The sequence below is a fragment of the Erwinia persicina genome (assembly GCF_019844095.1).
Taxonomy (GTDB): domain Bacteria; phylum Pseudomonadota; class Gammaproteobacteria; order Enterobacterales; family Enterobacteriaceae; genus Erwinia; species Erwinia persicina.
The window spans coordinates 4,008,443-4,021,779 of sequence record NZ_CP082141.1; the positions used below are offsets into that span (position 1 = coordinate 4,008,443).

The window sequence follows — 13,337 nt, forward strand, 5'->3', positions numbered from 1 at the left end:
TGACAGGCGGCATTACAGCGTGACCCCGCTTTTAAATATCGCCAGCTCGCGAAAATCATTCTCTTCGTTACGTGTCTGCCGCCCGTTAGCAATGGCCACGATGGTATCGACAAACTGCGCCAGCAGCGCAGGCATCTCCACGCCGTGGATCAGTTGTCCGGCATCGAAATCAATCCAGTGGGGCTTTTTCGCTGCCAGCTCGCTGTTGGTAGCGAGTTTCACCGTTGGCACAAAGCCCCCGTAAGGCGTACCGCGTCCGGTACTGAACAGCACCATATGGCAGCCTGCCCCGGCCAGGGCGCTGGTGGCAACGGCATCGTTACCCGGTGCGCTGAGTAAATTCAGCCCCGGCTGCGTCAGGCGCTGCCCGTACTTCAGCACGTCCACCACCTGGCTCTGTCCGGCTTTCTGGGTGCAGCCCAGCGACTTCTCTTCCAGCGTAGTGATGCCTCCGGCTTTATTGCCCGGGGACGGATTTTCATAAATCGGCTGGTTGTGGGCGATAAAATACTGCTTGAAGTCGTTGATCAGGGTGACGGTTTTTTCAAAGGTCGCCGCATCGCGACAGCGGCTCATCAGAATACGTTCCGCGCCGAACATCTCCGGCACCTCGGTCAGCACCGTGGTGCCGCCGTTAGCAATCATCTGGTCAGAGAAACGTCCAAGCAGCGGATTGGCGGTGATCCCCGACAGGCCGTCCGATCCTCCGCACTCCAGACCGAACTTCAGTTCGCTGAGTCGGCCCGGCTGGCGGCGATCGTGGCGCATCGCCTCATACAGCGGGTGCAGTAACGCCAGGCCGGCTTCCACTTCATCGTCCTGCTGCTGGCAGACCATAAACTTCACCCGCTGAGGGTCAACGTGACCCAGCGTCTCGCGGAACACGTCCACCTGATTGTTTTCGCAGCCGAGGCCTATCACCAGCACGGCACCGGCGTTAGGGTGTCGCACCATATTTTGCAACATGGTGCGGGTATTCTCATGATCCTGGCCGAGCTGCGAACAGCCGAAAGGATGGCTGAACAGATGGACGCCATCAATACCGGGCGCCCCGGCGGTCTCTTTCAGGAAACGCTGCAGGATCTGGCGGGCAATACCGTTGACACAGCCCACGGTGGGCAGGATCCACAGCTCATTGCGAATGCCCACTTCACCGCTGCTGCGACGATAGATCTGTATCTCACGGTCGGCGGCCTGTTCAGGCAGCGTAACGTAATCGGGCTGATACTGGTATTCATTCAGGTCGCTGAGGTTGGTACGCGCGTTGTTCGAGTGGATCATCTCCCCTGCAGCGATCGCCTGGGTTGCATGGCCAATGGGCAGGCCATACTTCACGACCTGCGCGCCTTCTGACAGAGGCTGCAGGGCAAATTTGTGTCCACGGCCGACCGGCTGTTTCAGCACCAGCGACAGCCCGCCCTCGTGGATGTGCTCGCCTTCTTCCAGGTCACGCAGCGCGACGGCGACATTATCCAGACTGTGTATTTTAATGATGCTTTGCATGTTTCCCGCCTTGTGTGATCTGTGCCAGTGCGGCGCGCATCCCGCTTGAGGTGATCTGCTGCAGTTGCGCCGTCACGCACTCAGCCAGGCCGGACAGCCCGGTGAGATCCTGCCCCCAGTGCCCGGTGTCACTCAGCACCTCGTCCACCAGCTGCCGCAGGGTGATAACGCGGTCATCCACCTGTGGCCACAGCACGGCAAAGCGTGCCAGCCAGTGAGCGTCATCCTGCAACGGGTAGCACTCACCGTCACGTTCGCCCCGGTAGTACGCCAGCAGCGCGGCCAGCGCAAAGCTCAGATAAGGTGGCGGCGTGCCGTGCTGCGCCTGCTGCCACAGCAGAGCCGGCAGCAGCCGGGTACGGAATTTCGTCATGCCGTTCAGGGCGATGCTACTGAGCTGATGGCGGATAAACGGATTACGAAAACGGGTCAGCACCGCATCCGCAAAAGCGTTCAGCTCCGCCACCGGCTGTGCCAGTGTCGGAATGATTTCGTGACGCAGCATCTCATCGACAAAGCCGGCAACCGCCGGATCGTCCATCGCGTCGCCCACGGCGTTCAGACCGGCGAGAAAAGCCACCGGTACCATCGCTGTATGTGCCCCATTGAGGATGGCCACTTTGCGCGCTTTATAGGGTTTGATGTCGTCCACCAGACGGATATTCAGATCCAGCTTGTTCAGCCGCAGCACCTCCGCGACAGAAGAGGGTCCCTGGATCACCAGTTGGTAATACACTTCGCCTGCCACCAGATAGTCATCCTGATAGCCCAGCCCGGCTGCCAGTTCGCGGGCATCCTGCGGATAGCCTGTGACAATGCGATCCACCAGCGTTGAACAGAACGTGTTGTGCTGGCTGACCCACTGCATAAAGTCTGCCGGCAGCTGCCAGCGCTGCGCCGTCTGTAACACGCACGACCGCAACGCCTCTCCGTTATCGTCAATCAGCTCGCACGGCAGCATAATCCAGCCTTTGTCTGCCGCGCCGTTAAAGTGCTGCCAGCGCGCCAGCAGCAGGCGCGTTAACTTAGCCGGGAAGCTGACAGGCGGCGCAGACGCCAGCGTATCTGCCGGGTCAACGTAGATCCCTGCCTCGGTGGTATTGGACACCACAATGCGCAGCCGGGGATCGTGTGCCAGCGCCATAAAAGCGGCAAAATCCTCTGTGGGCTGGATTTCGCGGTTCACCGAGCGGATCAGGCGTGCCTCACTGACCACCTCGCCCCCCGCAGTGAGCCCCCGGATCAGGGTGGTGTAAAGCCCGTCCTGACTGTTCAGACTGCGGGGACTGCTGCCGCCGCGCGGCCTGACCACCACCACACCGGCCGCCAGGTCGGTATGCTCATTGAGCTGGTCGACCTGCCAGTCGATGAAGGCACGCAGGAAATTGCCCTCTCCGAACTGGATAATGCGCTCAGGATAGCGCGGCCCCGGAAAATCGTGTCGGTTCAGCTTACGCATTTTCTCTTCCTTCATTACCCGGCTACAGCTCAATGGCGAAGTAATCGCGGGCGTTGTTAAAGCAGATGTTCTGTACCATTTCGCCCAGCAGCGCGATATCCCCCGGTGCTTCGCCTTTCTCTACCCAGCGGCCAATCATCTGGCACAGCAGGCGGCGGAAATATTCGTGGCGGGTGTAAGAGAGGAAGCTGCGGCTGTCGGTCAGCATACCGACGAAGCGGCTTAACAGACCCATCTGCGCCAGTTGGGTCATCTGCCGTTCCATGCCATCTTTCTGATCGTTAAACCACCAGGCTGAACCAAACTGCATTTTGCCCGGCTGCCCTTCCCCCTGGAAATTCCCGACCATTGTCGCCAGCACTTCGTTATCGCGCGGGTTCAGGCAGTAGAGGATGGTTTTGGGCAGCGCATTATCGCGGTTCTGCGCATCCAGCAGTTTCGACAGCGGTTCCGCCAGCGGGCGATCGTTAATCGAGTCAAAGCCGACATCCGGCCCCAGAAGCTGTAGCTGGCGGCGATTGTTATTGCGCAGTGCGCCAATGTGGTACTGCTGCACCCAACCCCGGCGGGCATATTCGGCCCCCAGCCACACCAGCACGGCGGTCTTGAACTGGGCGATCTCACTTTCCGGCGGGATCTGCCCACCGAGGCGGCGCGCCAGGATGGCATCCAGCGTCGCATCATCCGCCTCGCCATACAGCACCACATCCAGCGCATGGTCAGACACCTTACAGCCGTGGGCGGCAAAGTGGTCAAGCCGCACGCTCAGTGCACGCCGCAGGTCATCAAAGCGGGTGACGGCGACATCGGCTACCGCAGACAGGGTGTGCAAATAGTCGGTGAAACCTTCCGCCTCGATATTGAACGCCTTATCCGGACGCCAGCTCGGCAGCACTTTTGTGGCAAAGCTGCTGTCTTCGGCCAGTGCACGGTGATGGCGCAGGTCATCCACCGGGTCATCAGTGGTGCCGACCATTTTCACCTTCATCTGCTGCATGATGCCACGCGCGCTGAACGCCTCCTGCGCCAGCATTTCATTGCACTGGTGCCAGATGGCATCAGCCGTCGCGGGCGACAACAGCGTATTGGTGATACCAAACGGCCGGCGCAGCTCCAGATGTGTCCAGTGGTACAGGGGATTCCCAATGGTGTCCGGCACCGTGCGCGCCCAGGCATCAAACTTCGCCCGGTCGCTGGCCTCTCCGGTACACAGGGCTTCTGCGACGCCGTTGGCACGCATCGCCCGCCATTTGTAGTGGTCGCCCTTCAGCCAGATGTCGTAGAGATTGTTAAAACGATAGTTTTCAGCAATTTGCTGCGGCGGCAGGTGGCAGTGATAGTCAAAGATCGGCTGATCAGCGGCGTAATCATGGTAAAGCCGGCGGGCAAATTCACTGTCGAGTAGAAAGTCTTCACTCATAAAGCGTGACATGGGGTCTCTCCTGCTGGGTCTGATGCCAGTAAAGTTATCATACCAATTATGATTGCCGCTGAAATAATAGTGCGAATGCGATCACAAAAACACCACTATTTATCCGTGAATCAGACTGCCTTTCACGCCTTCAGAAGCTATCCTCCTGTGTTTTCAGTGGTTTTATTATCCCTCATTGCAAAAATGGTTTTTGTGATGGCTCTCAACTTTTAAATCTGTATGACAAGTTATCGTGTCGGCGTTTCATATTGAGCAGGCAAGGTTGTCGTGAAATTACCGTGCGGGTGCTGTACGCAGCAGGCCGTCCCGCCCCTTACAGGTGCACGTCCCCCTGACGTGACATCAACAATAATTACGGGAAGAGGTTTTAAATGCGTAAAATTAAAGGGTTACGCTGGTACATGATCGGTCTGGTGACCATCGGTACCATCCTGGGTTACCTGACGCGTAACGCCATCGCCGTGGCGGCCCCCACGCTGGAGACAGAGCTGCATATCACCACACAACAATATTCCTATATTGTTGCCGCCTATTCAGCCTGTTACACCATCATGCAGCCTGTGGCTGGCTATATCCTCGATGTGCTGGGTACCAAAATCGGCTATGCCCTGTTCGCCATTCTCTGGGCGGTGTTCTGCGCCGCCACCGCGCTGGCAGGCAGCTGGGGCGGGCTGGCGATAGCCAGGGGGGCAGTGGGGGCCGCTGAGGCAGCCATGATCCCCGCCGGGCTAAAGGCCAGCAGCGAATGGTTCCCCGCTAAGGAGCGTTCAATTGCCGTCGGCTATTTCAATGTCGGGTCGTCCATTGGTGCCATGCTGGCGCCCCCGCTGGTCGTGTGGGCTATCGTGGCACACAGCTGGCAGATGGCGTTTATCATTACCGGCGTGTTGAGCATGATCTGGGCACTGTGCTGGCTGGTGTTCTATAAGCATCCGAAAGATCAGAAGAAACTGGATCCCGAAGAGCGCGAATACATCCTTTCCGGCCAGGAAGCCCAGCATCAGACCCATAACGGCAAAAAAATGTCCGCCTGGCAGATTGTACGTAACCGTCAGTTCTGGGGCATTGCCCTGCCGCGCTTTCTGGCGGAGCCCGCCTGGGGCACATTCAACGCCTGGATCCCGCTGTTTATGTTCAAGGCGTACGGTTTCAATCTTAAAGAAATTGCCATGTTCGCCTGGATGCCGATGCTGTTTGCTGACCTCGGCTGTATTGTCGGAGGCTATCTGCCGCCGTTCTTCCAGCGCGTGTTTGGCGTTAACCTGATCGTCTCGCGCAAGCTGGTGGTCACCATGGGAGCAGTCCTGATGATTGGCCCGGGCACCATCGGGCTGTTTACCAGTCCTTATGCCGCTATTGCTCTGCTGTGCGTCGGCGGTTTTGCCCATCAGGCGCTTTCCGGTTCGCTGATCACGCTCTCTTCTGACGTTTTCGGTCGCAATGAAGTGGCCACCGCAAACGGGCTGACCGGCATGGCAGCCTGGACCGCCAGTACCATGTTCGCCCTCGTTGTCGGCGCGCTGGCCGATACCATGGGGTTCAGCCCGCTGTTTGCCGCGCTGGCGGTGTTTGACCTGTTAGGGGCGGTCGCCATCTGGACGCTGCTGAAAAATAAACCCATTTCAGAGCTGGAGCAGGAGAAAAAAGAGAAAATGGCCGGGGTGGTGACCCAGCATTCCGCATAATACTGCGGGCGCCCCCTGCAGTATTCTCACTGAGATGGCCGACCTTCTGTTTTGGTCGGCCAGTCGCGCAGAGCGGCCCCGTGGAGCAAAGCATGAGCGAGGGTGACCGCAATAACAGGTCAGCCCTGCAGGACACCGCGATGTCGCGTCGGATTTGATCTCACAACGAGTACCGTTTTTGCAGGAGGGTCGACCCGTCACCGTGAAAAGTGGTATAACAAATTCCATTATCAGTGTGACCTGAAGGGGAACGTGGAGCATGGAATTAACTGAGTCGCGCCGTCTCTATCAACAGCTGGCCGCCGAACTGAAAAGACGCCTGGAGCAGGGCCTGTATCAGGTTGGCGAAAAATTACCTGCGGAGCGTTTTATCGCAGAAGAGATGGGCGTCAGCCGAACCGTGGTACGGGAAGCGATCATCATGCTGGAAGTGGAAGGCTACGTCGAAGTGCGGAAAGGTTCCGGCATCCATGTCGTTTCCCTGAGCCAGCAAAATCGCATCGCCACCAGCAGTCAGCTGGAGTTTGCCAACTTCGGACCTTTTGAGCTACTGCAGGCCCGTCAGTTGATTGAAAGCAACGTCGCCGAGTTTGCCGCCACCCAGGTGACACGCCAGGATATCCTGCAGTTAATGGCGATCCAGACTCAGGCGCGAAAAGAAGATCGTTTCCGCGATTCCGAGTGGGATATGAAATTCCACGTACAGATTGCGCTGGCGACGCAAAACAGTGCGCTGGCGGCTATTGTAGAAAAAATGTGGCTACATCGTCTGCATAACCCGTACTGGCTGAAATTGCATGAACATATTGATGAAAAGTCGATTGAGAGCTGGTGCGAGGATCACGATAATATCCTGAAAGCCCTGATGCGCAAGGACCCGGCGGCCAGTAAGCTGGCCATGTGGCAGCACCTTGAGAACACCAAACAGATGTTGTTTCATGCCACCACAGATGACTTCGAATTTAACGTCGACCGTTACATGTTTGCCGAAAACCCGGTCGTCATACCGGAATCAGTGGCAAACAGCGAAAAATAGCACTCTTCCTCCAGGCTGAGCTGACTCTTTGAGTCAAAAAACCTTCAATAGTGTCAGCCTGTGTAAAACTCCTTCCAGACAACGCAGTACAACGGTAAAACATCGTTAGGCCTGTGTTTCTTCCTGTCCAGGCTTGCGTAATTTTGTTACAGTTATCCGTCTTTTTTACCCGTTCCTGCACGGGATAAAAGGCGAGGTCATATTCACCAGCCATGCTGTTCCGCCGCCCGTTTTATGCTAATCAGCACCGATATAACGATGAATTAAGTGTGCAAAAAAGATGAAACAGGCCAACTATGACGTTCAGGACTATTAATGGATATTTTCAAATCTCTGGTGCACGCTCTCTGGCAACAGGATTATGCCACCCTGGCTGACCCGACGCTGGTATGGGCGATTTACTTTGTTCTGTTTATGATTTTGTTCCTCGAAAATGGATTGCTGCCCGCCGCCTTTCTTCCGGGTGACAGCCTGCTGATTCTGGTCGGCGTACTGATAGCTAAAGGAACCATGAATTTTGCCCTGACAGTGTGTGTCCTGACCACGGCGGCCAGTCTCGGCTGCTGGGTAAGTTATATACAGGGCCGGTGGCTGGGAAATACGGTTACGGTGCAAAAATGGCTGTCCCATCTGCCTGCGCAATATCATCAGCGTGCCCATCAGATGTTCCACCGCCACGGTCTCTCTGCGCTGCTGGTCGGCCGCTTTATCGCCTTTGTCCGCACGCTGCTGCCCACCATTGCCGGCCTTTCTGGTCTGAGCAATGCCCGTTTTCAGTTTTTCAACTGGATGAGCGCCCTGCTGTGGGTGCTGATTTTGACCGTGATGGGATACGCGCTGGGTAAAACACCGATTTTCCTGAAATATGAAGATCAGCTGATGTTCTGCCTGATGTTACTGCCCCTGTTTTTACTGGTGTTTGGCCTGTGCGGCTCACTGTATGTCCTGTGGCGTAAGAAGCAATCCACAAATGAGAAAGGAAACTCATGATGTCCGGTTTGATGAAATTACCGACGCGTCTCCTGCGGCTGTTGCCGCTGATGGCCATCGCCCTGTTAGCACTGGTGCTAATGCCCAGCCTGTTTCGCAGTGAAAATGCCCTGCAAATCCGGGCTTCCCGTCAGGGAATCAGCCTGCCGGATGGCTTTTATGTCTATCAGACGCTCAATGCCCAGGGTATTCAGATCAAAAGTATTACGCCGGAACAGAACGCGCTGATTATCAAATTTGACTCCATGGAGCAGAGCGCAGCGGCTGAGAAAGTGCTGCGTAAACTGTTGCCCTACGGGTTCGATATTGCACGGCATGATAACAATGATGCGGCTAACTGGATAAACCGCATCAGCCTGCGGCCGCAATCTGTCGGCTGATCCCCTCCCTTTTCATCGGGTTTATCCTTAAGAATGCTCTCTGTTTTTGAGATTTTGCTATTTTCTGTCTATGCTTCATAAGCAGTAAAATGCGATACACCTGTTTCAGGACAACGATATCTGTCACTTGATATCTCGCAAAGGAAGGTCACAATCACGATGAAAAACCATTTTATTCTTGGCGCGAGCCTGCTTATGTTTGCCACTTTCTCGCAGGCAGATACGCTCTGTCAGCAGAAAGAGCAGTCTATCCAGCATGAAATCGACATGGCGAAAAAACACGACAATCAGCGTCGGGTTAACGGTCTTGAACGTGCGTTAACGGAGACCCACGCGAACTGTAGTGATGCCAGTCTGAAAGCAGCCCATCAGGATAAGATCAGGCAGCACGAGAAAAAAGTGGCCGAGCGGGAACAGGAACTGAAGCAGGAAAAAGCGGAAGGAAACGACCGCGATAAGATTGCCAAACGCGAACAGAAACTGGCTGATGCCCGACATGAGCTGAAGGAAGTGCAGGCTGCGCCCTGGTAACGGGCACACGGCATGGGGCTTTTTCGCTGCCAGCTCGCTGTTGGTAGCGAGTTTCACCGTTGGCACAAAGCCCCGTAAGGCGTACCGCGTCCGGTACTGAACAGCACCATATGGCAGCCTGCCCCGGCCAGGGCGCTGGTGGCAACGGCATCGTTACCCGGTGCGCTGAGTAAATTCAGCCCCGGCTGCGTCAGGCGCTGCCCGTACTTCAGCACGTCCACCACCTGGCTCTGTCCGGCTTTCTGGGTGCAGCCCAGCGACTTCTCTTCCAGCGTAGTGATGCCTCCGGCTTTATTGCCCGGGGACGGATTTTCATAAATCGGCTGGTTGTGGGCGATAAAATACTGCTTGAAGTCGTTGATCAGGGTGACGGTTTTTTCAAAGGTCGCCGCATCGCGACAGCGGCTCATCAGAATACGTTCCGCGCCGAACATCTCCGGCACCTCGGTCAGCACCGTGGTGCCGCCGTTAGCAATCATCTGGTCAGAGAAACGTCCAAGCAGCGGATTGGCGGTGATCCCCGACAGGCCGTCCGATCCTCCGCACTCCAGACCGAACTTCAGTTCGCTGAGTCGGCCCGGCTGGCGGCGATCGTGGCGCATCGCCTCATACAGCGGGTGCAGTAACGCCAGGCCGGCTTCCACTTCATCGTCCTGCTGCTGGCAGACCATAAACTTCACCCGCTGAGGGTCAACGTGACCCAGCGTCTCGCGGAACACGTCCACCTGATTGTTTTCGCAGCCGAGGCCTATCACCAGCACGGCACCGGCGTTAGGGTGTCGCACCATATTTTGCAACATGGTGCGGGTATTCTCATGATCCTGGCCGAGCTGCGAACAGCCGAAAGGATGGCTGAACAGATGGACGCCATCAATACCGGGCGCCCCGGCGGTCTCTTTCAGGAAACGCTGCAGGATCTGGCGGGCAATACCGTTGACACAGCCCACGGTGGGCAGGATCCACAGCTCATTGCGAATGCCCACTTCACCGCTGCTGCGACGATAGATCTGTATCTCACGGTCGGCGGCCTGTTCAGGCAGCGTAACGTAATCGGCTGATACTGGTATTCATTCAGGTCGCTGAGGTTGGTACGCGCGTTGTTCGAGTGGATCATCTCCCCTGCAGCGATCGCCTGGGTTGCATGGCCAATGGGCAGGCCATACTTCACGACCTGCGCGCCTTCTGACAGAGGCTGCAGGGCAAATTTGTGTCCACGGCCGACCGGCTGTTTCAGCACCAGCGACAGCCCGCCCTCGTGGATGTGCTCGCCTTCTTCCAGGTCACGCAGCGCGACGGCGACATTATCCAGACTGTGTATTTTAATGATGCTTTGCATGTTTCCCGCCTTGTGTGATCTGTGCCAGTGCGGCGCGCATCCCGCTTGAGGTGATCTGCTGCAGTTGCGCCGTCACGCACTCAGCCAGGCCGGACAGCCCGGTGAGATCCTGCCCCCAGTGCCCGGTGTCACTCAGCACCTCGTCCACCAGCTGCCGCAGGGTGATAACGCGGTCATCCACCTGTGGCCACAGCACGGCAAAGCGTGCCAGCCAGTGAGCGTCATCCTGCAACGGGTAGCACTCACCGTCACGTTCGCCCCGGTAGTACGCCAGCAGCGCGGCCAGCGCAAAGCTCAGATAAGGTGGCGGCGTGCCGTGCTGCGCCTGCTGCCACAGCAGAGCCGGCAGCAGCCGGGTACGGAATTTCGTCATGCCGTTCAGGGCGATGCTACTGAGCTGATGGCGGATAAACGGATTACGAAAACGGGTCAGCACCGCATCCGCAAAAGCGTTCAGCTCCGCCACCGGCTGTGCCAGTGTCGGAATGATTTCGTGACGCAGCATCTCATCGACAAAGCCGGCAACCGCCGGATCGTCCATCGCGTCGCCCACGGCGTTCAGACCGGCGAGAAAAGCCACCGGTACCATCGCTGTATGTGCCCCATTGAGGATGGCCACTTTGCGCGCTTTATAGGGTTTGATGTCGTCCACCAGACGGATATTCAGATCCAGCTTGTTCAGCCGCAGCACCTCCGCGACAGAAGAGGGTCCCTGGATCACCAGTTGGTAATACACTTCGCCTGCCACCAGATAGTCATCCTGATAGCCCAGCCCGGCTGCCAGTTCGCGGGCATCCTGCGGATAGCCTGTGACAATGCGATCCACCAGCGTTGAACAGAACGTGTTGTGCTGGCTGACCCACTGCATAAAGTCTGCCGGCAGCTGCCAGCGCTGCGCCGTCTGTAACACGCACGACCGCAACGCCTCTCCGTTATCGTCAATCAGCTCGCACGGCAGCATAATCCAGCCTTTGTCTGCCGCGCCGTTAAAGTGCTGCCAGCGCGCCAGCAGCAGGCGCGTTAACTTAGCCGGGAAGCTGACAGGCGGCGCAGACGCCAGCGTATCTGCCGGGTCAACGTAGATCCCTGCCTCGGTGGTATTGGACACCACAATGCGCAGCCGGGGATCGTGTGCCAGCGCCATAAAAGCGGCAAAATCCTCTGTGGGCTGGATTTCGCGGTTCACCGAGCGGATCAGGCGTGCCTCACTGACCACCTCGCCCCCCGCAGTGAGCCCCCGGATCAGGGTGGTGTAAAGCCCGTCCTGACTGTTCAGACTGCGGGGACTGCTGCCGCCGCGCGGCCTGACCACCACCACACCGGCCGCCAGGTCGGTATGCTCATTGAGCTGGTCGACCTGCCAGTCGATGAAGGCACGCAGGAAATTGCCCTCTCCGAACTGGATAATGCGCTCAGGATAGCGCGGCCCCGGAAAATCGTGTCGGTTCAGCTTACGCATTTTCTCTTCCTTCATTACCCGGCTACAGCTCAATGGCGAAGTAATCGCGGGCGTTGTTAAAGCAGATGTTCTGTACCATTTCGCCCAGCAGCGCGATATCCCCCGGTGCTTCGCCTTTCTCTACCCAGCGGCCAATCATCTGGCACAGCAGGCGGCGGAAATATTCGTGGCGGGTGTAAGAGAGGAAGCTGCGGCTGTCGGTCAGCATACCGACGAAGCGGCTTAACAGACCCATCTGCGCCAGTTGGGTCATCTGCCGTTCCATGCCATCTTTCTGATCGTTAAACCACCAGGCTGAACCAAACTGCATTTTGCCCGGCTGCCCTTCCCCCTGGAAATTCCCGACCATTGTCGCCAGCACTTCGTTATCGCGCGGGTTCAGGCAGTAGAGGATGGTTTTGGGCAGCGCATTATCGCGGTTCTGCGCATCCAGCAGTTTCGACAGCGGTTCCGCCAGCGGGCGATCGTTAATCGAGTCAAAGCCGACATCCGGCCCCAGAAGCTGTAGCTGGCGGCGATTGTTATTGCGCAGTGCGCCAATGTGGTACTGCTGCACCCAACCCCGGCGGGCATATTCGGCCCCCAGCCACACCAGCACGGCGGTCTTGAACTGGGCGATCTCACTTTCCGGCGGGATCTGCCCACCGAGGCGGCGCGCCAGGATGGCATCCAGCGTCGCATCATCCGCCTCGCCATACAGCACCACATCCAGCGCATGGTCAGACACCTTACAGCCGTGGGCGGCAAAGTGGTCAAGCCGCACGCTCAGTGCACGCCGCAGGTCATCAAAGCGGGTGACGGCGACATCGGCTACCGCAGACAGGGTGTGCAAATAGTCGGTGAAACCTTCCGCCTCGATATTGAACGCCTTATCCGGACGCCAGCTCGGCAGCACTTTTGTGGCAAAGCTGCTGTCTTCGGCCAGTGCACGGTGATGGCGCAGGTCATCCACCGGGTCATCAGTGGTGCCGACCATTTTCACCTTCATCTGCTGCATGATGCCACGCGCGCTGAACGCCTCCTGCGCCAGCATTTCATTGCACTGGTGCCAGATGGCATCAGCCGTCGCGGGCGACAACAGCGTATTGGTGATACCAAACGGCCGGCGCAGCTCCAGATGTGTCCAGTGGTACAGGGGATTCCCAATGGTGTCCGGCACCGTGCGCGCCCAGGCATCAAACTTCGCCCGGTCGCTGGCCTCTCCGGTACACAGGGCTTCTGCGACGCCGTTGGCACGCATCGCCCGCCATTTGTAGTGGTCGCCCTTCAGCCAGATGTCGTAGAGATTGTTAAAACGATAGTTTTCAGCAATTTGCTGCGGCGGCAGGTGGCAGTGATAGTCAAAGATCGGCTGATCAGCGGCGTAATCATGGTAAAGCCGGCGGGCAAATTCACTGTCGAGTAGAAAGTCTTCACTCATAAAGCGTGACATGGGGTCTCTCCTGCTGGGTCTGATGCCAGTAAAGTTATCATACCAATTATGATTGCCGCTGAAATAATAGTGCGAATGCGATCACAAAAACACC

The 13,337-nt window shown here is 57.4% G+C and carries 10 protein-coding genes and 1 pseudogene; 5 read left to right on the forward strand and 6 right to left on the reverse strand.

The features are described 5' to 3' along the window. Positions 1-12 precede the first annotated feature (12 nt). The 3 genes from K6L24_RS18585 to uxaC (K6L24_RS18595) are packed head-to-tail and all read right to left on the reverse strand — an operon-like array spanning position 13 to position 4,394. On the reverse strand, positions 13-1,503 hold the full coding sequence (locus tag K6L24_RS18585) for a UxaA family hydrolase (protein ID WP_222681719.1): 1,491 nt from the start codon (positions 1,501-1,503) through the stop codon (positions 13-15). Further along, the gene (locus K6L24_RS18590; protein ID WP_222681720.1) at positions 1,487-2,962 is read right to left on the reverse strand and encodes a tagaturonate reductase; all 1,476 of its coding nucleotides are present in this window, start codon (positions 2,960-2,962) and stop codon (positions 1,487-1,489) included. Before K6L24_RS18590 ends, K6L24_RS18585 begins: the two co-directional genes overlap by 17 nt. Before the next feature lie 22 nt (positions 2,963-2,984). Next, positions 2,985-4,394, reverse strand: a complete 1,410-nt coding sequence (gene uxaC / locus K6L24_RS18595) for a glucuronate isomerase (protein WP_222681721.1) — start codon at positions 4,392-4,394, stop codon at positions 2,985-2,987. Positions 4,395-4,765: 371 nt separating this feature from the next. Between uxaC (K6L24_RS18595) and K6L24_RS18600 the strand changes: the two genes are divergently transcribed. From K6L24_RS18600 to K6L24_RS22335, 5 genes are all read left to right on the forward strand, one after another. Beyond that, complete coding sequence (locus tag K6L24_RS18600) at positions 4,766-6,079, forward strand: MFS transporter (protein WP_062745541.1); 1,314 nt, start codon at positions 4,766-4,768, stop codon at positions 6,077-6,079. A gap of 259 nt (positions 6,080-6,338) precedes the next feature. After that, positions 6,339-7,115: a transcriptional regulator ExuR gene (gene exuR, locus K6L24_RS18605; protein WP_062745544.1), complete on the forward strand. Its 777-nt coding sequence runs from the start codon at positions 6,339-6,341 to the stop codon at positions 7,113-7,115. A 315-nt stretch (positions 7,116-7,430) separates the two neighbouring features. Beyond that, the gene (locus K6L24_RS18610; RefSeq protein WP_062745547.1) at positions 7,431-8,105 is read left to right on the forward strand and encodes a DedA family protein; all 675 of its coding nucleotides are present in this window, start codon (positions 7,431-7,433) and stop codon (positions 8,103-8,105) included. Beyond that, positions 8,105-8,485 carry an EnvZ/OmpR regulon moderator MzrA gene (gene mzrA, locus K6L24_RS18615; RefSeq protein WP_240043785.1) on the forward strand — a complete coding sequence of 127 codons (381 nt, stop codon included), beginning with the start codon at positions 8,105-8,107 and terminating at the stop codon, positions 8,483-8,485. Before K6L24_RS18610 ends, mzrA begins: the two co-directional genes overlap by 1 nt. Positions 8,486-8,644: 159 nt before the next feature. Then, positions 8,645-9,016, forward strand: coding sequence for a DUF1090 domain-containing protein (locus K6L24_RS22335; RefSeq protein ID WP_118664794.1), 372 nt, complete (start codon positions 8,645-8,647; stop codon positions 9,014-9,016). An 8-nt stretch (positions 9,017-9,024) separates the two neighbouring features. Here the strand turns inward: K6L24_RS22335 and K6L24_RS18620 are convergent. The 3 genes and pseudogenes from K6L24_RS18620 to uxaC (K6L24_RS18630) all read right to left on the reverse strand — a co-directional run. Then, positions 9,025-10,352: pseudogene (locus K6L24_RS18620) on the reverse strand (UxaA family hydrolase); the annotation flags it as partial. Then, complete coding sequence (locus K6L24_RS18625; protein WP_222681720.1) at positions 10,336-11,811, reverse strand: tagaturonate reductase; 1,476 nt, start codon at positions 11,809-11,811, stop codon at positions 10,336-10,338. The pseudogene K6L24_RS18620 and the gene K6L24_RS18625, both read right to left, overlap by 17 nt. A gap of 22 nt (positions 11,812-11,833) precedes the next feature. Next, a complete protein-coding gene (uxaC, locus tag K6L24_RS18630) occupies positions 11,834-13,243 on the reverse strand; it encodes a glucuronate isomerase (protein ID WP_222681721.1) in 1,410 nt (469 codons plus the stop codon). Positions 13,244-13,337 lie beyond the last annotated feature (94 nt).